At 42.0% G+C, this 18,521-nt stretch carries 22 protein-coding genes and 1 pseudogene; 14 read left to right on the plus strand and 9 right to left on the minus strand.

Annotation, left to right across the window (positions count from 1 at the left end):
* A partial coding sequence (locus LC605_RS22880; RefSeq protein ID WP_229549816.1) for a formylglycine-generating enzyme family protein occupies positions 1-606 on the plus strand: 606 nt, incomplete at its 5' end.
* 189 nt (positions 607-795) lie between these two features.
* Positions 796-918 (plus strand): SUMF1/EgtB/PvdO family nonheme iron enzyme, encoded by a 123-nt coding sequence (locus tag LC605_RS33305; RefSeq protein WP_306426879.1) that lies wholly within the window; start codon positions 796-798, stop codon positions 916-918.
* A gap of 526 nt (positions 919-1,444) precedes the next feature.
* Here the strand turns inward: LC605_RS33305 and LC605_RS33090 are convergent.
* Positions 1,445-1,570: a hypothetical protein gene (locus LC605_RS33090; protein ID WP_267868634.1), complete on the minus strand. Its 126-nt coding sequence runs from the start codon at positions 1,568-1,570 to the stop codon at positions 1,445-1,447.
* Between the two features lie 180 nt (positions 1,571-1,750).
* Positions 1,751-1,963, minus strand: a complete 213-nt coding sequence (locus LC605_RS22885; protein WP_229549817.1) for a hypothetical protein — start codon at positions 1,961-1,963, stop codon at positions 1,751-1,753.
* Between the two features lie 296 nt (positions 1,964-2,259).
* Between LC605_RS22885 and LC605_RS22890 the strand changes: the two genes are divergently transcribed.
* Both LC605_RS22890 and LC605_RS22895 read left to right on the plus strand, forming a co-directional pair.
* Positions 2,260-2,607 carry a hypothetical protein gene (locus tag LC605_RS22890; protein WP_229549818.1) on the plus strand — a complete coding sequence of 116 codons (348 nt, stop codon included), beginning with the start codon at positions 2,260-2,262 and terminating at the stop codon, positions 2,605-2,607.
* Positions 2,608-2,958: 351 nt separating this feature from the next.
* Positions 2,959-3,183: a type II toxin-antitoxin system RelE/ParE family toxin gene (locus tag LC605_RS22895; protein WP_267868635.1), complete on the plus strand. Its 225-nt coding sequence runs from the start codon at positions 2,959-2,961 to the stop codon at positions 3,181-3,183.
* Positions 3,184-3,389: 206 nt separating this feature from the next.
* Here LC605_RS22895 and LC605_RS22900 read toward each other — a convergent pair whose 3' ends face one another.
* Positions 3,390-3,602 carry a hypothetical protein gene (locus tag LC605_RS22900; protein ID WP_229549819.1) on the minus strand — a complete coding sequence of 71 codons (213 nt, stop codon included), beginning with the start codon at positions 3,600-3,602 and terminating at the stop codon, positions 3,390-3,392.
* A 96-nt stretch (positions 3,603-3,698) separates the two neighbouring features.
* Between LC605_RS22900 and LC605_RS22905 the strand changes: the two genes are divergently transcribed.
* Both LC605_RS22905 and LC605_RS22910 read left to right on the plus strand, forming a co-directional pair.
* Positions 3,699-3,953 carry a UPF0175 family protein gene (locus LC605_RS22905; RefSeq protein WP_229549820.1) on the plus strand — a complete coding sequence of 85 codons (255 nt, stop codon included), beginning with the start codon at positions 3,699-3,701 and terminating at the stop codon, positions 3,951-3,953.
* Positions 3,937-4,419, plus strand: coding sequence for a DUF3368 domain-containing protein (locus LC605_RS22910; protein ID WP_229549821.1), 483 nt, complete (start codon positions 3,937-3,939; stop codon positions 4,417-4,419). Before LC605_RS22905 ends, LC605_RS22910 begins: the two co-directional genes overlap by 17 nt.
* A 100-nt stretch (positions 4,420-4,519) precedes the next feature.
* Here LC605_RS22910 and LC605_RS22915 read toward each other — a convergent pair whose 3' ends face one another.
* Together LC605_RS22915 and LC605_RS22920 are read right to left on the minus strand one after the other, a co-directional pair.
* Positions 4,520-5,083, minus strand: coding sequence for a Uma2 family endonuclease (locus tag LC605_RS22915; protein ID WP_229549822.1), 564 nt, complete (start codon positions 5,081-5,083; stop codon positions 4,520-4,522).
* Between the two features lie 108 nt (positions 5,084-5,191).
* A complete protein-coding gene (locus LC605_RS22920; protein WP_229549823.1) occupies positions 5,192-5,560 on the minus strand; it encodes a hypothetical protein in 369 nt (122 codons plus the stop codon).
* A 325-nt stretch (positions 5,561-5,885) separates the two neighbouring features.
* Between LC605_RS22920 and LC605_RS22925 the strand changes: the two genes are divergently transcribed.
* The 5 genes from LC605_RS22925 (at position 5,886) to LC605_RS22945 (ending at position 10,721) form a co-directional block, all read left to right on the plus strand.
* The gene (locus LC605_RS22925) at positions 5,886-6,071 is read left to right on the plus strand and encodes a hypothetical protein (protein WP_229549824.1); all 186 of its coding nucleotides are present in this window, start codon (positions 5,886-5,888) and stop codon (positions 6,069-6,071) included.
* 642 nt (positions 6,072-6,713) lie between these two features.
* The gene (locus tag LC605_RS22930; protein ID WP_229549825.1) at positions 6,714-8,006 is read left to right on the plus strand and encodes an ATP-binding protein; all 1,293 of its coding nucleotides are present in this window, start codon (positions 6,714-6,716) and stop codon (positions 8,004-8,006) included.
* A complete protein-coding gene (locus tag LC605_RS22935) occupies positions 7,996-9,765 on the plus strand; it encodes a tetratricopeptide repeat protein (RefSeq protein WP_229549826.1) in 1,770 nt (589 codons plus the stop codon). The genes LC605_RS22930 and LC605_RS22935 overlap by 11 nt, the downstream gene beginning before the upstream one ends.
* A gap of 216 nt (positions 9,766-9,981) precedes the next feature.
* Positions 9,982-10,398 carry a XisH family protein gene (locus tag LC605_RS22940; protein WP_229549827.1) on the plus strand — a complete coding sequence of 139 codons (417 nt, stop codon included), beginning with the start codon at positions 9,982-9,984 and terminating at the stop codon, positions 10,396-10,398.
* Positions 10,386-10,721 (plus strand): XisI protein, encoded by a 336-nt coding sequence (locus tag LC605_RS22945; protein WP_229549828.1) that lies wholly within the window; start codon positions 10,386-10,388, stop codon positions 10,719-10,721. The genes LC605_RS22940 and LC605_RS22945 overlap by 13 nt, the downstream gene beginning before the upstream one ends.
* Positions 10,722-10,737: 16 nt before the next feature.
* Here the strand turns inward: LC605_RS22945 and LC605_RS22950 are convergent, their stop codons facing one another.
* The 4 genes from LC605_RS22950 to LC605_RS22965 all read right to left on the minus strand — a co-directional run bounded on the left by LC605_RS22950 (position 10,738) and on the right by LC605_RS22965 (position 16,222).
* The gene (locus LC605_RS22950; RefSeq protein ID WP_229549829.1) at positions 10,738-11,985 is read right to left on the minus strand and encodes a serine/threonine-protein kinase; all 1,248 of its coding nucleotides are present in this window, start codon (positions 11,983-11,985) and stop codon (positions 10,738-10,740) included.
* A gap of 358 nt (positions 11,986-12,343) precedes the next feature.
* Positions 12,344-12,970, minus strand: coding sequence for a heme-copper oxidase subunit III (locus LC605_RS22955; protein WP_229549830.1), 627 nt, complete (start codon positions 12,968-12,970; stop codon positions 12,344-12,346).
* A 247-nt stretch (positions 12,971-13,217) separates the two neighbouring features.
* A complete protein-coding gene (gene ctaD / locus LC605_RS22960) occupies positions 13,218-14,954 on the minus strand; it encodes a cytochrome c oxidase subunit I (protein WP_229549831.1) in 1,737 nt (578 codons plus the stop codon).
* Between the two features lie 179 nt (positions 14,955-15,133).
* Positions 15,134-16,222: a cytochrome c oxidase subunit II gene (locus tag LC605_RS22965; RefSeq protein WP_229549832.1), complete on the minus strand. Its 1,089-nt coding sequence runs from the start codon at positions 16,220-16,222 to the stop codon at positions 15,134-15,136.
* Between the two features lie 403 nt (positions 16,223-16,625).
* Between LC605_RS22965 and LC605_RS22970 the strand changes: the two genes are divergently transcribed.
* The 3 genes and pseudogenes from LC605_RS22970 to LC605_RS22980 form a co-directional block, all read left to right on the plus strand.
* A complete protein-coding gene (locus LC605_RS22970; protein ID WP_229549833.1) occupies positions 16,626-17,540 on the plus strand; it encodes a heme A synthase in 915 nt (304 codons plus the stop codon).
* Positions 17,541-17,543: 3 nt separating this feature from the next.
* Positions 17,544-17,690, plus strand: coding sequence for a hypothetical protein (locus LC605_RS22975; RefSeq protein WP_229549834.1), 147 nt, complete (start codon positions 17,544-17,546; stop codon positions 17,688-17,690).
* A gap of 155 nt (positions 17,691-17,845) precedes the next feature.
* Positions 17,846-18,400: pseudogene (locus LC605_RS22980) on the plus strand (heme o synthase); the annotation flags it as partial.
* Between the last annotated feature and the right edge of the window lie 121 nt (positions 18,401-18,521).

Genomic DNA, 18,521 nt, shown 5'->3' on the forward strand with positions numbered 1-18,521 from the left:
CAGGTAAAAGTTCCTGAGTTCTTTATGGGTAAATATGAAATCACTCAGGCACAGTATCAAGCAATTATGGGTAGTAATCCTTCTAACTTCCAAGGTGAAAAACGACCTGTAGAACAAGTAAATTGGGATGATGCAGTAGAGTTTTGTAAAAAGTTGAGTCAGAAGACAGGAAAAACCTATCGACTACCCAGTGAAGCTGAATGGGAATATGCTTGTCGTGCCAGAACAACTACACCATTTTATTTTGGTGAAACGATTACCACAGATTTAGTTAACTACAACGGTAACAATCCTTACGGCTCTGCACCAAAGGGCGAATATCGTGGACAAACAACAGATGTAGGAAAATTTCCACCTAATGCTTTTGGTTTATACGATATGCATGGTAATATATGGGAGTGGTGTCAAGATGTATATAATAGTAATTACCAGAATGCGCCAAAAGATGGTAGTGCGTGGTTGACTGTTAAAAATAATAACCTAAAGCTGCTGCGTGGCGGTAGTTGGGTTAGCTTTGTCTGGCTTTGCCGTTCTGCCGCTCGCGATCGGCTTGCACGCGTGAATCGTAGCAACAATGTTGGTTTTCGCGTGATGGCTGTGGCGTGACGATTCCTTGCTCTTTACCCTCTGCACTTCTTTTTCTTTTCCCTTCTTCTTCCCAGTCCGCCGCAGGCGGATCAAAAAATTTTTTTTCAAAATGAGGGTGTATTTATCTAAGAACTATTATACACTACACTTAATCAAATTTCTCACTTAGTTTGAGAGTTTGAGCATGGGGCAGGTCGATTTTAGCTGCTGCGTGGCGGTAGTTGGATCAACAATGCCAGGAATTGCCGTTCTGCCGATCGCAATAGGAACGCGCGCGCGAATCGTAACAACAATGTTGGTTTTCGCGTGGTGGCGGTGGCTGTGGCGTGAGTACTCCCCAAAGTCAGAGTTGATAAATGGGAATTTATAGAAAATATGCCGAAAACCCTTGAGGAACAGCAACGTAGTTGCGTATTCCGTACTTCAGGCTGCGTGATGAAGGCTAATTGAGTCCTTTAGGACTCAGCCATGTTAGAATAACTCAATCAGTACAAGATTTAAAAACCTACCCCCGGACTGGGGGAAAGTCACTCGGCCAAAAACCTTGAGGAGATATCACTGCGCCCTATGGGGCAAACGTAGTGAGCCTGGGAACCTGTGTAAACAGGATATTTTGGCCGTGAGGTCTTAAGAATCTCCGCGCCTTTAGGTCGGAGAGTGTCAACGAGCGTACATCAGGGAGTCCAGACCTGAACCAGTGAGGAAGGCGACAACCTCCGAATATAAAACCGAGTCGGATAGCTTGGTAGGTTGCAAAACCGAACAGTTGTTCGACTCAATTAATTCTACAAGATTCTCGACTTTTTCAAAAAATAATTCGTAGGTTGGGTTGAGGAACGAAACCCAACATTGCCCATCATAATAGCCAACGCTGATGTTGGGTTTCACTTCGTTTAACCCAACCTACAATTATGATTTGGGGTTTGACAATACCTTTAGCCCATTTGCGATCGCACCCACCACATCCATCATCATTAGACATCTGGTGAAAAAGAATTGTTTTGACGTAGCAGTGCTACGTCTCTACAAGGGTTCTGGGTAACGCATATTTAATTTTTACCAGATGTCTATTAGTGCGTAGACTGGACTAAGTGAACTACCCCAACCTAAGACGGACGGGGCTTCCCAATTCATCGGGAATAGCCAAGAGAACTTTCTAGTTCTAGTTGGTCTGACATTCCCTCCAAGGGCAGGAGTCCTGGTTCTCAAGACCCAAATCTTTTTCTTGCAACATATACCTGTTAGCTTGATTTTCGCTTATGGCATTGATGGTCAAGACATTTCTTAGTTTACCAGAAAATTTTGGGGATTCGTCATCCATCCGAAAGAAAGTTTTTGCTTGATGCAAAAAATCAATTCCAGATGCAATCCTCACCCAAGGCTCACAATCCCCACAGAGATGAGTACATTGAAGGTGGGGACTTGGGCGACACGTTAAAATCCTAAAATCTGGCTAATCTCAACATTTAGTCCAGGTTAAAATTAAATATGCTGGTGAAAAAAGTTGTATCTATAGCAGAGTTAAGTAGGTTGGCGCAATTAAAGTTAACTGGCTAAGGCTGTCCTTTGTCATTGGTCATTGGACATTAGTAAAGGTTTTAAGCTTATTTACGTTTCGTAACATAGTTACTTTTTTCGCACCAACGTACTTACTACAAAAATTAAAAGTTTATGACAGCAAGCAATATTAGGCAACAAATTTTAGAGCATCTTAAAACATTACCCGGAGAACAGGTGAAAACTATCCTGTTAACATGGCTGACTGGGACATCCACTTCTTTAGAAGATTTTGAGCGATTACTGACACATCAAGCTACTCAAACGACGAAAGAATCATTTGAGTACGGAGAGATAGACACAGCATTAAATTTTCAACCTCTTACTGAAGCCCAAATGCTTCAGCAGAGCCAGTCTGCTCTCGAAGCGTACCGTTCCACAGGTTTAGGAATAGCCCACGATCGCGTGCGTGAATGGGCTGACAGTTTGGGAAGCGATCAAGAACTTCCATGCCCGAAATAGTTTGGACTGAAACTGCAATTAATGACTTAAATCGTCATTATGATTTTTTGACACTCCCCTGCCTAAAGGCGAGGGGATTCTTAAGACCTCACGGCCAAAATATCCTGTTTACACAGGTTCCCAGGCTCACCACGTTTGCACTCGTCGTGCGTAGTGATATCTCCTCAAGGGTTTTTCGGGCGTAGACTTTCCCCCAGCCCGGGGGTAGGTTTTTAAATCTTGTACTGATTGAATTATTCTAACATGGCTGAGTCCTAAAGGACTCAATTAGCCTTCATCACGCAGCCTGAAGTACGGAATACGCAACTACGTTGCTGTTCCTCAAGGGTTTTCGGCATATTTTCTATAAAACTGAATGATCCTGATGCAGCAGCACGCGCAGTACAAGCAATTGTTTCTTCAGGCGAAAGTCTAGAGCAGAATCCTCGTCGAGGTGCGATCGTAGATGAAATAGTAGGCTTACGAAAACTTTTGGTTTCTTTTGGTAAGTACGGCTTTATAATTCACTACGTTATTCTTGAGGATGATGTTGTTATTTTACGCATCTATCACGGGCGAGAGAATCGACCTCGTTAGTATTAATTTTCATGTTGAGAAGATTAGGCTACCTGCTACATTTAATCAAATTTCTCACTTAGTTTGAGAGTTTGAGCATGGGGCAGGTCGATTTTAGCTGCTGCGTGGCGGTAGTTGGATCAACAATGGCAGGAATTGCCGCAAGAAGCTCGGAATACAATTCTTTTGACTTTTGGCTTTTGATTTTTGACTTCCGCCTTGCGGTACTAGCTCATTTTTAATTGTTCTAATTTTTGTTTAATCAAAATTTCAACTTCTTCAATCTCAGCATTTGATTTTGGGATGTCAAAAGTCTCTGGAGACGCTTCAGATGTAAACCGGTCAACAAAAGCACGAAACGCTGCTTTGTTGTCGGGGTGAGCAATGACGAAGGCTCTTAACTCGGTTTTGCTCATGCTGCTAAAGTTTGGCTCAATCATAAGAACCTCCAATGCCCAATTATAACCAAGTTTAATTGGGGTGGGTTCAATGTACGATGATAATATACAGACAAAGTATTAACCATTCTAAAAATAATGGGATTACAGATTGAGATATCTGACTCTATTGTGCAAGCTCTTCGTTTACCAGAGCAACGTATTCAGCAAGAACTGCGTCGAGAATTGGCGATCGCTCTTTACACACAAGAAATTCTCCCCTTTGGTAAAGCACGAGAACTTGCCGAGATGGATAAATATGAATTTGGACAATTGCTTGTTCGTCGCCAAGTAATGCGGCATTATGGTTTTGAAGAATTTAATGATGACTTGACTTATGCCCGTGGTGAGTAATACTTCACCGATTCTAAATTTGGCAATTATCGATCGCCTTATCCTTTTGCACCAGCAGTTTGACGAGATTCTGATTCCAATTGCTGTACTAGATGAGTTGAAAATTAGTGAAGACAGACCTGGTTCTCAAGCAATTCGTGAGGCTATTTCAGCCGGATGGATTCAGAGTCGAGAGGTGACTAATGAACCACTTGCACAACTCTTGAAGCAAACATTGGACAAAGGAGAATCTGAAGCGATCGCTCTTGCCGTTGAACTTAAAGCAGATTGGACACTTCTGGATGAACGCGAGGGCAGAAAAGTTGCTAAATCTCTGGGATTAAAAGTAACAGGAATTTTGGGGCTTTTGCTACGTGCAAAACAATCGGGTGAACTGGAATCGTTGCAGCCTGCGATTAATGAATTGATAAGTAAAGCTGGGTTTCGGATTGCACCAGAGTTATTGGTACAAATTCTAACACAGTAGAATAAAAAAATTGTAGCAGCGATAAACTAGGACGTGTGCCTATGCATCCCAGTGAGGAATGCGATCGCCATCAAACATCACGACCAAATCTGTCACAATATTACTCTAATAACCAGCCAAAAACAGACGCCACGCTCAGATTTAACTCATTAGCAAAAGATGGAACAGGAAGTTTTTGCTGTGGTTCATCAAATACTTGTGGTTGCTGCTTGGGAAGATAAACAAACACTGTTTGCTCATTTGGGTCAATTAACCAACCCATTTGAGTGCCAAAATTGAGGCAACGCAAAATATTTTTGATGACTTTTGTTTGACTTTGATCAGGTGAGAGAATCTCAATTGTCCAGTCAGGAGCTATTAAAAAGGTATTAGCAATCTCGCCTTTTTCGTCGCGGGGAATTCTACCCCAAGTAAACACAGACACATCTGGAATTATTGAGCGTCCATCAAATGTGCAACGTAACTCTGAAAAAGCTCGTGCAATCTGTTGAGGTTTAAGAATTACGTTGACAGTAGTAGAAAACTCGGTTTGAATTGTGCTGTGCTTACCCTGTGGCATTGGTTTCTGAATGATTTGCCCATCAATATATTCGCTAGCAGGTTCTGTTTCTGGTAGCTTGAGAAACTCATCTAAAGTTATCGATTTAGATGGGGTTTGTAGCATTAGGGCTTTCTTGTAAAAAACAGTTTGATTAGCTTTATATTAATTATAATGGTGCGTGATCACAAAGGTCAACGCACCCTTATCTAAAGAAGCAGCGAGTCCAAACAATTACTTCACAGATATCACTGTTTGGTTTACTACTGGACGTGCTTTTTTACGGTCTGACCTGCGCGTTCCACCAGCCATCTCATACTCATCACTATTTTTGCCATAGCGAGATGCAACATTCAACAGCATCTGCTCAGAATAAGTATTCAGCTCACGTTCTGCTTCTAATAATGCATTGTGTGTCTTATATACTATTGTTTGTGCTTGATTATAAGCGGCTAGTTTTTCTCGTAACTCAATTACTTTAGTGTTGTAAGTAGCAATTGAAAACCCATTACTAAAGTTTAACTCAGGGTTAATTGTCTGCATTCCTTCAATCCGTCGTTCAGCTTTGGTCAGTGCGATGGAGTTTCGTTTTCGTTGCGTCATATAGTTTTCCTGTTTGGATTAATTTATAAATAACCCTAATTTTATACACTGAGTTATTTATATATCATTAAAATACGCAACAAGCAGATGCACCAGCCACAGTGAAGTTACAGAATTTTAAAAGCATTGGATGCCATTAGTCAACTAGATACACGCGGGTATATAGCGCTTCTGGAATGGAAGCAATACACTTTGACCTCTCTCCAAACCTCTCTCCTAAAAGGAGAGAGGCTTTGAATCTTACCCCCCTTCCCTTGAAGGGAAGGGGCTGGGGGTTAGGTCTGTATTCTATGCAATTGAGAACCGCTATATTTGCTGAAATTCGTTGAGAAAAGCTAGTTTTGAAGTCGCAAAAGCTAGTTTTCAAGTCGCAAAAGCTAGTTTTGAAGTCGCAAAAGCTGGTTTTCAAGTCGCAAAAGCTAGTTTTGAAGTCGCAAAAGCTAGTTTTGAAGTCGCAAAAGCTAGTTTTGAAGTCGCAAAAGCTGGTTTTGAAGCTAGTAGGTTGGGTTGAGGAACGAAACCCAACGTTACCGATCACAATACCCAAGGCTGATGTTGGGTAACACTTCGTTCAACCCAACCTACAATTTCAGCTAGAATTTCGGCGCTACTCTTTACCGATATTAGAGCTAGTAGGTTGGGTTGAGGCAATGCGTTACCCAACAAAGCCCCCCAAATGTTGGGTTTCGTTCCTCAACCCAACCTACACGGGTTAAGGTTTTTGGGCTTAACCGAGCAGTATTGCATCGTCATTGGTGCGTAGGCGTAGCCCGTCGTAGACATCGCTGGACTTTACTCTCTCAAAGGTAGCAACAGGATACAGAAGCAAAACAGGCTAAAAGTTTTATTTTATAAATGAAAATTAAATTTTCTTGATTTGTTAGGTAACTTTCACCATTTGAAATGTATAATCTATTATTTCTTTATATTTATCGAATGTATAATATATCATTTATTTTTATTTATATTCACATCTATTACTTGTTGATTGGTTGAGATTATGGAAGATAGAGTATCCTAGTTTTAAACTATAAGACCGTATCACCTAGTAGTCATTTATTGACGGATATCGGAAAATTGTAATTACCTAAACTTGTGCTTTAAAAATCATAAGCCATTATATGGATAGTTAGCACGTTTACGGCACTATCCAATGTCTCAAGACTTATTAAACTCCTTTCAAGAAGCATACAGCAATCTCGAACTGTTTCCGTTGATGGAACGGAACGAAATGGAAAGATTTAGAGTCGAATATGGTGATGATTTGATTGCAGACCTGAACCAATTAGTGGAAGATAGTCCGAATGGAGATGGCAAAATTGTCTTTACAGGACATCGGGGATGTGGTAAGTCTACTTTGTTAGCTGAATTTAGCAGACAAATTCAAAATAAACATTTTGTAGTTCTCTTTTCGATTGCTGACAAAATTGAAATGTCGGCGGTTAATCATATTAATATACTGTTTGCGATCGCAGTTAATTTAATGACAGAGGCGGAAGCACGTAGAGTTGATATTCCCCAATCTACTAAAGAAGCTCTTTATAAGTGGTTTGCTACTCGCACTCGCACTGAAGAATTAAATTTGCAAGCAGAAGCTAGTATAGGTTTTGATCTCTTAAAGTTGATTAGCTCTAAATTAAAAGCTGACGCTAGCGTTCGGGATGAAATAAAGCAAGAGTTTGAACGCAAGTTGTCAGATTTAGTTGCCAGAATTAATGAAATTGCTGCTTTAATTCAAGCTGCAACTAAACAAAACGTTTTAGTAATTATTGATGATTTAGATAAACTTGACTTAGGCAGAGTTAACGAAATTTATCGAGATAACATTAAAGCTCTTTGTCAACCTAACTTTCAAATTATCTACACTATACCGATCGCAGTTCTTCGGGAAACATTTATTAGCACAATAATTGCGACTGAAACCAACGATCAAGTTGTCGCAATGCCTGTATTAAAAATATTTGATAAAGGTAAAAATCGTTTCCCAAATGCCCAACCTCGCCCGGAAGCAACAAAGATTCTTGGTGAAGTTTTACAAAAGCGGATTCCCAGTGAATTAATCGCGGCTGAAACTGCTGAAAAAATCGTGATTTACAGTGGTGGCGTATTGCGAGAGTTAATTCGGATTTCTAAGGAATGCTGCCGCATTTGTTTGCGAATTATCCGGCGAAATCCCTCAGCCAAAGTTATCATTGATGATCAAATTCTCCTGCAAGCAATCAATAAAATTCGCAATGATTTTTCCATCCGTTTAGGAAAAGTCGATATAGATATTTTGCAGAGTGTTTATGAACAACTTATGCCTAATGACCCCAAACAAGCAGAGTTTTTGGATTTGCTACATGGGCTATATGTTCTAGAATATCGCACTGATGAAACTTGGTATGATGTTCATCCAATTATTATCGAAAGTTTGAAAAGACAGGGAGCGATTAATGTTAAATGAAGAATTATTAGATGATGGGGGAGAAAATCAAGATGCCTATGATGATTTAATTGTTTCTATTGAAGCTCAAAAACGAGGATTAAATTTACTGATTGCGGTTTGTGATGATGCTAGCTTTCGTGATGAGATTATTGCTCAATATGAAGCTGAACTACAATCAGCTTTTCGTCCATATCGAGTCACTTTAGCACGTCAGGAACCGAGTCTAAAAGCTGCTCTTAATCAACTGGTACAACAAGAAGAATATCTGCGTCAGCAGAACCCGGCGATCGTCACTGTGACTGGTGCTGAACAACTTTATTTTCTCAGGTTGGGAAAAGAGCAATCAGAACAGGAGAAATTTTTTGGTTACTTACAGTGGACAAGGGAAGGATTACGCGAATTTCCTTTTGCGATCGTGCTTTGGGTAACTAACCAAATTTTAGTCAACCTGATTAAAAAAGCCCCTGATTTTTGGAGTTGGCGTAATGGTGTATTTCGGTTTGAATCTAAAAAGACAAATGCTATTCCTGGTAAAGAATTAGAAAATATCCGCTTTGTTTTTAGAGACACAGAATTAGCCAGTACAGATACTAATGAAACTAATCACTTCTTCTTACCAATTCAAGATTTACAAAGGCTAATGGAAAAACTAGAACAAGAAAGAGGAACTAAAGACCCCACCTTGGCTACTTTATACTCCAGACTGGGCGATATTTACCGCAGCAGATTAGATCGAGGGGAATCTCCAAATTATCAAGAGGAACAGGAATTAGCAATTAAATATTGGCGTCAGGCGAGTGAACTACAAAATGAATTAGGTTTGCAGATAGATTTAGCCAATAGCCTCAACAATTTAGCAGGAACATATCGTGCAACAGGAAACTACACTGAAGCTGAACCATTATATAAACAAGCTTTAGAACTGAGAAAACGCCTACTAGGAGAGAACCATCCTTATTTTGCTACTAGCCTGAATAATTTGGCAGGACTATACAAATCTACTGGACAATATAATAAAGCAGAACTTCTATATCAAGAAGCTTTAGAACTGAGGGAACGTCTGTTAGGAGAAAACCATGCTGATGTTGTTGCCAGTCTGAACAATTTAGCACTACTATATGATGAACAAGGACGTTATGACAAAGCAGAACCTTTGTATCTGCAATCATTAGAACTTGAAAAACGTCTGCTTGGTGAAAATCATCCTTCTTTCGCTCTCATATTGAATAATTTAGCGCTACTTTATTATCATCAAGGACGTTACAGTGAAGCTGAACCTTTGTCGCAACAAGCAATAGAACTAGATAAGCGATTTTTAGGAGAAGAGAATCCTGATGTTGCAACAGATTTGCACAATTTAGGTTTAATATACCGCGCTCAAGGACGCTACAGTGAAGCGGAATCTTTGTTTTTGCAATCACTAGAACTCAAGCAGCGTGTATTACAAAAAGCGCATCCGCTTTTAACAGATACTATCTATGCTTTGGGTTATATGTATAGGGAACAGGGGCGTTACAATGAAGCGGAACCCTTATGTATAAAAGCCTTAGAACTTGATAAGCACTTATTGGGAGAAAATCATCCCAATGTTGCTGAAAGTCTCAACAATTTGGCAGAAATCTATCGCGCAACGGGGCGTTATGGTGAAGCAGAGTCGCTTTATTTGCAAGCTTTAAGTATTTGTGAGCAAATTTGGGGTGTTAATCATCACCGTACGGTGGCTGTTCGTGAAAATTTAGAAAAACTTGCCGCAGCAATGCAGAATAATGGAGAGTGAGTTCGATGAACCTCTCCCTCCCAACCTCCCTCTGGGAAACGGAAAGGGAGGAGTAAGGAAAAATTAAGCTTTTTACTCCCCTCTGTGCCTCGGAGAGGGGCTGGGGGAGAGGTCAAACAAGACTTGTCGAACTCACGTTAATGGAGAGTGCGATCGCATTGTATAAAGCAAAAATGTAATTTTGGGTTAAGCTGACTCAAATCTAGAGATAGCAAAATGGCTAAAGATGTTTTCCATCAACAGGTAAAAAAAGCATTAATTAAAGATGGATGGATAATTACTCACGACCCGTTTACAATTCCTATTAGTGAAGCAATTAAACTACAAATAGATTTAGCGGCTGAAAATTCTATCGCCGCAGAACGTAATACAGAGAAAATAGCTGTTGAAATTAAGAGTTTTGTTGCAGATTCAGATATCAGTGAATTTCATACTGCACTTGGACAATATCTCAATTACTGCCAAGCTTTAGAAGAAAAAGAAGCAGACAGAGTGCTTTATCTAGCTATTCCTATTGAAACATATCAAGACTTTTTCCAACTTTCTTTTGTCCAACGTGCCCTTCAACGTTCCGAAGTTAAGTTGATAATTTACGACCCAAAATATGAGGAAATTCGGCTATGGATAAAATAGAACGCTATAGACAATTTATCAAACAAATTTTGAGCGAACATCAACAAATCGCGTCTAATACCGATACTGTAAAATCACAATTAATTATTGATAGCGAAAATGACCATTATCAATTAGCTTACATTGGCTGGCAAGGGGATAAGCGGGTGTTTGGCCCGGTCATGCATTTTGATATTGAAAATGGAAAAATATGGATTCAGTATAACGGTACAGAAGAGTCTGTTGCTGAACGATTGGTTGAGTTAGGTGTACCCCCTTCTGATATTGTTATTGGGTTCCATTCTCCTTTTAAACGCCAATTTACCTCTTATGCTGTCGAGTGAATGTGAATAAATATTTTCAATTCAAGTGATGAATATTGAACTTACAGATTCCTCTGTTGGCTGCTGATTTTACGACTAGGCTATTGACATTAGTTAACGGTAACTGAACAAATTTTTCTAGAAAACTCTTTAGTTGAGTAGGTTGGTTCGGAAACGATGTCCCCGGATTAATAAATGTATATATTAAAACTAATACTATCAAACTAGTGGTAGCACCAAGACCGATGCCTAGCAGCAAAATAAAGTTTCTATAACTTAGTAAATAACGACCATCAGCGTTGGAGGGTTGTAACAATGCCAGAACAGTATTAACTGCTTGCAAAGCTTCTGTGGCAGACTGATAACGCTGGTTATAGCGATCGCGAACCATTGTATCTAAAATATTTCCCAGAGCGTCACTTACCTCTGCTTGATCGCGCCACACAACGTCTCCAGTTTTGGCATCTTCTGGTATTTGCTCAGGCATTAAACCCGTCAAAGCTTGAATTCCAATCATACCTATTGCATAGATATCGCTGCAAAGTTTTGGCTTTCCCTTAGCTTGTTCGCTGGGCATATAGCCAGGAGTCCCAACAGCAATTGTTAAGCCTGCTCCTAAAGCACTTATTTTTTTAATACTCCCAAAGTCAATTACCACAATCTTGCCATCGGAGTATCGCCGCATTAAATTTTGGGGCTTAATATCCCGGTGAATAATATTATGTTCGTGGACGAAGACCAGCACTTCCAGGATGTCTTTTAATAAATTTAAGACCGCATTCTCGCTAAGAGGCTGACCTGGTACAATTTCTTGAGTCAAGGCATGACCGTCAATAAATTCCTGAACTAAATAAAAATCTCCATCTTCATTAAAATGAGCAAAGAGTCTAGGAATCTGATCGTGATCATTGCCTAGCTGGTATAGAACTTCTGCTTCCCGATCAAATAGGCTTTTAGCGATCGCCACAACCGCCGGATTGGGATCTTTTGGATGAAAATGTTTGACTACACAATGGGGTTGACCTGGTAAATCCAAGTCTACGGCTAAGTAGGTATCACCAGAGCCTCCACTTCCTAACTGTTTGATAATCTCAAAGCGATTCCGAAGTCTTTTTCTGGCCAGAGAGGATTGATAGCTCTTACGTGCAGCACTTCCTAACAAGTAAGTATTACCTGAACCTACGCTTTCCAACAGTTTAACAGTCTCAAAGCGACTTCGGAGTGTTTTTCTGATTAGAGGGTTCTGGCTCATGTGGCGCATATTAGTTATTGATTTGCTGACCATTTAGACCTTGGGTGAAGTTATCAATACCTGCCACTAGATTTCTTGCTATTTGAGGCAGTTAGGTTCCCAAGCTTTATATGTCTTGGAGCAGTTTTATGGTTAGCCGCTTCGTGGGCGTGTTGTGATGAAATCGTTGTAATTATTTTAGCAAATAAACATATACTAATTAACAATTTTGAATTTTTAATTTTGAATTGTTAACGGGGGATTTAGGGGTATCTAAAATTTTTTGCTACCAACAACAGGACTTTTCAAACATCCTCTAAGCTGATTGGATTATGTACATAGTCACGAAAAAAGCCCCTGACGGGGGCTTATGAAGTTGTCCGCGTGGAGTGAACAACTAAAGAATTAGTACTCACAGTAGATAGAGTAATCCGAACAAAATAATCCAAATCACGTCAACGAAGTGCCAGTAGATTTCGGCTGCTTCAATGCCAAAGTGCTTTTCGTTACTATAGTGACCCGGAAGGCGCGATCGCCACAATACAGCAACAATCGCCAAAACGCCGATGGTAACGTGCAATCCGTGGAAACCAGTCAAAACGTAAAATGCACTGGCAAATAAATTGGTAGTTAAACCAAATTCTAAATGGGTATATTCGTATACTTGACCTATCAAGAAAATAGCGCCCATCGCAGCAGTAATTGCTAACCAGATTCGCGCACCCCGCGTGTCATTCTTTTTGATAGCAGTGTCAGCATTGTGCATGACAAAACTACTAGAAATTAGATTGATAGTGTTGACTCCAGGTAACAATAGTTCTAATTCTGGAGTACCCTCTGGCGGCCACACAGGTAAGGTAGCACGGAAAGCTAAGTAGGCTCCGAACAGTCCCATAAAAATCATCCCTTCAGCAATCAGGAAGACATATAGCCCAAACAGGCGATGGTCTGGATGTTCTTCGTGATGACCAACAGACGCTTCCGCCGTGTGGTGATGATTCAGTTCGGTTTTCGCTGGGTCAATAGTTTGAGTTTGCATGAATTTTTTAAAAGATAAATTGGGGAATGGGGAGTTAGGAGTTAAACCAATTCGCAATTCGCAATTCGCAATTCGCAATTCGCAATTACGTTTTGTGACGGGGATTTAGCTTAGGCTTCAATTCGCGCTGCCCTTCTTAGGCTAGGACTTAAACCCCCAAAGTTCGTTAAAAGTTAGCAACTTTATTAAAGTCATAATTCATCATTCCTAACTCCTAACTCCTAACTCCTAACTCCTAACTCCTAACCTATTTCCTGTCTTCGGGATTAGCAGCAACAGCTGGATCTGGTTCTGCTCTTAATACTGAGTTTGGGCCGCCAGACAAGAATGGATTAGGATCAGATAAAGGTACACCTTCATCAGCCCTTTCCAAGCCGTAGTCGTAGGGGCCTGTAGCCAATACTGGGGTTTGATCAAAATTCTCGATCGCAGGTGGTGAGGTTGTCATCCACTCTAATGTAAGTGCCCTCCAAGGATTATTGCCAGCTTTCTCGCCGTACAACCAACTCCAAATCGCATTGATAATGAAGGGAAAGGTCGAAATTGCCAGTATGTAAGAACCATAGGTGCAAATTTCGTTTAGTGTGGTGAATTTGGGGTCATATTGAGCGATACGGCGATTCATACCCATTAAACCTAGCTTATGCATAGGTAAGAAGGTCATGTTTAGACCGACTATAGTCAAGGCAAAGTGAACCTTACCCCAAAATTCGTTTACCATCCGTCCCGTCATTTTTGGGAACCAGTGGTAAATTGCGGCAAAAATTCCTAGAACGCTACCACCAAATAGCACATAGTGCAAGTGAGCTACCACAAAATAGGTGTCGTGAACGTGAATGTCAAAGGGCACTGCTGCCAACATCACGCCACTGATCCCGCCAATTACAAAGGTGCCGACAAAGCCGATGGCGAACAACATAGCACTGTTCATCTGGATTTTGCCACCCCACATGGTTGCTAACCAGCTAAATATTTTAATTCCCGTGGGTACGGCAATGATCATGGTGGTGATCATAAAGAACATCCGCAACCAGCCGGGGATACCACTGGTAAACATATGGTGCGCCCAAACAATTAGCCCCAAAAAGCTAATGGCAAGAGACGAATAAGCGATCGCTTTATAGCCAAAAATCGGCTTGCGGGAATGAATCGGGATAATTTCTGAAATTGCTCCAAAGAAGGGCAAAATCATGATGTAAACGGCTGGGTGAGAGTAAAACCAGAACATATGCTGGTACACCACAGGGTCGCCACCGCCACTTGGGTTAAAAAATGTTGTCCCGGCAATTAAGTCAAAGGAAAGCAGAATTAGACCTGCTGCTAATACTGGGGTTGATACCAAAACCAGTGAGGAAGTGGCGAACATCGCCCAGCAGAACAAGGGCATTTTGTGTATGTCCATGCTGGGGATACGCATTTTCAGCAATGTCACCAGGAAATTTATCGACCCCAAAATTGAGGACGTACCTAGTAGCAGGACACTGATAATCCAAATCCCTTCGCCCACTTGTCCTGTTAACAAACTCAGGGGAGGGTAGGAAGTCCAACCGGCATCCGGTGCATCGCCCACCACTAAACTAGCGATTAGCAACACACCCGCAGGAGGAATCATCCAAAAGGCAACAGCATTCAGCCGAGGAAATGCCATATCTTTTGCCCCAATCATCAGGGGAATTAGATAGTTAGCAAACCCTGCCCCGGCTGGCACGATCCACAAGAAAATCATGATCGTGGCGTGCAGTGTAAACAGACTATTGTAGACTTCCGGGGTAACAAAATCTACCTCTGGAGTTCGTAGTTCAGTACGAACCAAGTCAGCCATGACGCCGCCAATGCAGTAGAAAATAAACGACGTGACTAGGTATTGAATCCCAATCACCTTATGGTCGGTTTGAAAGCCAAAGAAGTCTTGCCATTTTCTAATCCCTGGTTCTTCAAGAAGGGCAGGGATATTGGCAGTTTCTTGCAACTGAGCTTGGGTCATTTGTCATTTGTCCTTTGTCATTTGTCCTTTGTCAGTTGTCATTTGTCCTTTGTCAGTTGTCCTTTGTCATTTGTCATTTGTCCTTTGTCAGTTGTCCTTTGTATGAGTACTAATGACCAGTGACTAATGACTAATGACTAATGACTAATGACTAATGACTAATGACTAATGACTAATGACTATTTGTGAACTTGATGGAGGATTTCTGGCTTAATTCCCATGTCCTTGGTGTAAGGCGCGAGAAATTCATTTGGGGATAGATCCGCAGGGTTAACAGCGATCGCTTGATTTAGCGTTTCTTTGCTGGCAACTAGCTGTTCTTGCATCCATTTGTCAAAGGCTTCTTGTGGCTCAACAATTACTGGCGCTCTCATTGCACCGTGGTAGGGGCCACAAAGTTCAGCACAGATCAGGACATAATCTCCTGCTTTTTTAGGGGTGAAACGAATCTCGCTTTGTCTACCGGGGATCGCATCTTGTTTGAGGCGGAACTCTGGCACCCAGAAGGCGTGAATGACATCGTTGGCTGTCATACTGATTTGCACTTCTCGCCCGATGGGGACGTGCATTTCACCTGTAGTTATCCCAGTTTCAGGATAGGTGAAAATCCAGGCATATTGTAGACCAGTGACGTTGACCTGTAATTCTGCTGGTTTGCCTGCCTGATCAGGAGTTCCCCCAATTGTCGGAGCAACAATACCTACACCTGGAGCATTGCGCAGTTGGGGAATTTGGTCAGCATTGCGGACTTCTGCGGTAGCTGGGTCTTGCATTGCCTCATCAGATTTTTCTTGATTGAGGTTGGGTGCGGTGCCAGGAGGAGTATCGCTTAAAGTTGCGGCCATGGCACTCCCATGCCCTGGCATTTTCATCGATTCCTGATTTATCGGTGCTTCATGGATAGCATGGGGATCAAAGCCACCGATTTCGTTGTAGACATCAAAGCTGTAAACAGAAATACCGATAACGATAATTGCTGGGATCGCTGTCCAGAGAATTTCTAGAGGTATATTCCCTTCAACTGGTGGCCCATCTTCATTGTCACCTGCACGCCGACGATATCTAAATGCAGAGTAAATTAAAATACCTTCAACAAGCAGAAATATCCCTGTAGAAACGATCATCATCGTGTTGAACAGACCATCCACCAAGACGGCTTCATCAGTGGCGGCTGCTGGCAACAGACCGTGATTTTGACCGTACCAAAGGCTGGCTAGCGTTAGCACGATGCCAATGAGTAATGTCCAGATGGAAGTTGGAATCTTCACGGCTTACTTAATTGAATTTACTATGTGATCTCGAAGCTACTCATTTACTAAGGTAGTCTAGGCTGTCGGACATGGGGGACAAAGGTCTGAAATTTTTATTAATTTTTTTAGCTATTTTACTAATCTTGAGTATGAGTTTAGTATCATACAACCCCAAAAATCGATGTAAATCGGTGAAAAAATTTCCGGAAAAATTTAGAATGTTTGAATTAATTGTCATTAATCAATTTTTGACATCTTGAAAAATACCTAAAGCTTCAGGCAAAACCTTGCTGAAGTGATTCAAAGTATAAGTGAGTGCTAATCTATAAACCCACAGCCTATACGCTAGGGTGGAGATAGGACGCAAAAGAAAATTGAAAATTTTAACAGATCCACCAAGAGCGGGCAGAAGGTATCGTTGATGAGCGAATTTGTCCTACAACAACAAAATCAAGCGGCGCTTCAGCAGCAAAAGCCCAAAGAAATGATTCGGCGCTTGGTGTGGAAAATGTGCATAGCCACCTTAATTTTGATGGCCATAGGCAGTGCCACCCGCGTCATGAATGCTGGGCTTGCTTGCCCAGACTGGCCCTTATGCTATGGCGAACTCGTGCCAGCCAAGCAAATGAATCTCCAAGTGTTTTTGGAGTGGTTTCACAGATTGGATGCGGCTTTAATTGGTGTAAGCGCGATCGCGCTTTTCGGTTTGTCCTGGTGGCGTCGTCGTTTCTTACCCTCTTGGCTACCTTGGGCATCCACATTCGCCTTGTTTTTAATTGTCTTCCAAGGCATCTTGGGGGGACTCACCGTTACCGAACTGTTGCGGTTTGATATCGTTACCGCCCATTTGGGAACAGCGCTGTTGTTTTTTACCACCCTCCTGATTATCGGCACAGCACTCACACCCTATCAGGGGAATGGAACCGTTGGTAAGTTGCCTTGGGTCGGTTTAACTGCCTCTGTTCTGGTTTACCTGCAAAGTCTCTTGGGTGCTTTGGTAGGCTCTCGCTGGGCACTACACCAATGCCTCGGCGGTTCTCAACTTTGTACTGTAATGTACAGTCATATTGCTGGTTTAGTGCCGCCTTCCTTAGCAACCTTGGCAATGGTATTTATCTGTTGGCAGACACCAGCACTACATCCAGCCTTGCGGCGACTGGCAAATATAGCTGGTGCGTTGTTGACCTTACAAATATTGTTGGGATTCGCCACTTTCAAATTACACCTCCAAGTAGAGCCTCTCACCGTCTCTCACCAAGCTATAGGAGCTAGTTTGCTAGGTACCTTGGTGGTTTTCACAGTTTTATCACTACGTGACTCAGTGAGTGCTGAGTAGGGAGTGGGGAGTGGGGGAGATGAGGGAGATGAGGGAGATGGGGGAGATGAGGGAGATGGGGGAGATGGGGGAGATGAGGGAGATGAGGGAGATGGGGGAGATGAGGGAGATGAGGAAGTAGGGAAAGAATTGCAAACTCCTAACTCCTAACTCCTAACTCATAACTCCTAACTCCTAACTCCTAACTCAGCACTGATGATGCGACCCACGCAGGTGCAGAAAATCTGTGTTTTCGTTTGCCTGAAAGAGCCAGCTTGAGCGGGGGCTGCATATAAGTTGTTGAAAAATAAGGAACCAGAGCCAAAATGATTGAGACTAATGTCTCTCGCCACCACGAAACATTTTTCCAGGTAGTTCAAAGTTACTACCAGCTAACGAAGCCTCGGATTATTCCGTTGCTTTTGATTACCACGGCTGGGAGTATGTGGATTGCTGCTAAGGGAGAAGTAGACCCATTGTTGTTGCTAGTAACTCTCACTGGTGGCACAATGGCAGCTGCAAGCGCCCAGACGATTAATTGTGTCTATGACCGGGATATTGATTATGACATGGAGCGGACGCGCCATCGTCCGATGCCTTCTGGTAAGGTGCAGCCGCGCGATGCTCTAATTTTTGCGATCGCATTGGCGACAATTTCCTTTACACTCCTAGCAGTATTTGCCAACCTGTTAGCAGCCCTATTAGCCTTCTCTGGTATCGTCTTTTATATTTTGGTCTATACTCACTGGCTAAAACGCCACACCACCCAGAATATCGTTGTTGGTGGGGCGGCTGGAGCAATTCCGGCTTTAGTGGGTTGGGCTGCTGTCACGGGCACTTTAAGCTGGTCAGCGTGGTTAATTTTTGCCATCGTCTTTTTGTCAGGAAGAGTTGCGGTTAAATCAACGGGGTGCTGGTGAATTGTATTTAGAAGTTTTGCCCATAACTCTGGTAGAGGAGCAATACCAGTTAGGGGGAACGGTGGAGGCTGTAGAATACGTG

Origin of the sequence: Nostoc sp. CHAB 5836 (assembly GCF_020829445.1) — a bacterium.
In the GTDB taxonomy this organism is placed as follows: domain Bacteria; phylum Cyanobacteriota; class Cyanobacteriia; order Cyanobacteriales; family Nostocaceae; genus Nostoc.

Excerpts from the sequence above, each read along its gene's own strand:
- LC605_RS33090 (WP_267868634.1), bottom strand. The coding sequence starts at position 1,570 with ATGTCTAATGATGATGGATGTGGTGGGTGCGATCGCAAATGGGCTAAA.
- LC605_RS22890 (WP_229549818.1), top strand. The coding sequence starts at position 2,260 with ATGACAGCAAGCAATATTAGGCAACAAATTTTAGAGCATCTTAAAACA.
- LC605_RS22900 (WP_229549819.1), bottom strand. The coding sequence starts at position 3,602 with ATGATTGAGCCAAACTTTAGCAGCATGAGCAAAACCGAGTTAAGAGCC.
- LC605_RS22905 (WP_229549820.1), top strand. The coding sequence starts at position 3,699 with ATGGGATTACAGATTGAGATATCTGACTCTATTGTGCAAGCTCTTCGT.
- LC605_RS22910 (WP_229549821.1), top strand. The coding sequence starts at position 3,937 with ATGCCCGTGGTGAGTAATACTTCACCGATTCTAAATTTGGCAATTATC.
- LC605_RS22915 (WP_229549822.1), bottom strand. The coding sequence starts at position 5,083 with ATGCTACAAACCCCATCTAAATCGATAACTTTAGATGAGTTTCTCAAG.
- LC605_RS22920 (WP_229549823.1), bottom strand. The coding sequence starts at position 5,560 with ATGACGCAACGAAAACGAAACTCCATCGCACTGACCAAAGCTGAACGA.
- LC605_RS22930 (WP_229549825.1), top strand. The coding sequence starts at position 6,714 with ATGTCTCAAGACTTATTAAACTCCTTTCAAGAAGCATACAGCAATCTC.
- LC605_RS22935 (WP_229549826.1), top strand. The coding sequence starts at position 7,996 with ATGTTAAATGAAGAATTATTAGATGATGGGGGAGAAAATCAAGATGCC.
- LC605_RS22940 (WP_229549827.1), top strand. The coding sequence starts at position 9,982 with ATGGCTAAAGATGTTTTCCATCAACAGGTAAAAAAAGCATTAATTAAA.
- LC605_RS22945 (WP_229549828.1), top strand. The coding sequence starts at position 10,386 with ATGGATAAAATAGAACGCTATAGACAATTTATCAAACAAATTTTGAGC.
- LC605_RS22950 (WP_229549829.1), bottom strand. The coding sequence starts at position 11,985 with ATGGTCAGCAAATCAATAACTAATATGCGCCACATGAGCCAGAACCCT.
- LC605_RS22955 (WP_229549830.1), bottom strand. The coding sequence starts at position 12,970 with ATGCAAACTCAAACTATTGACCCAGCGAAAACCGAACTGAATCATCAC.
- ctaD (WP_229549831.1), bottom strand. The coding sequence starts at position 14,954 with ATGACCCAAGCTCAGTTGCAAGAAACTGCCAATATCCCTGCCCTTCTT.
- LC605_RS22970 (WP_229549833.1), top strand. The coding sequence starts at position 16,626 with ATGAGCGAATTTGTCCTACAACAACAAAATCAAGCGGCGCTTCAGCAG.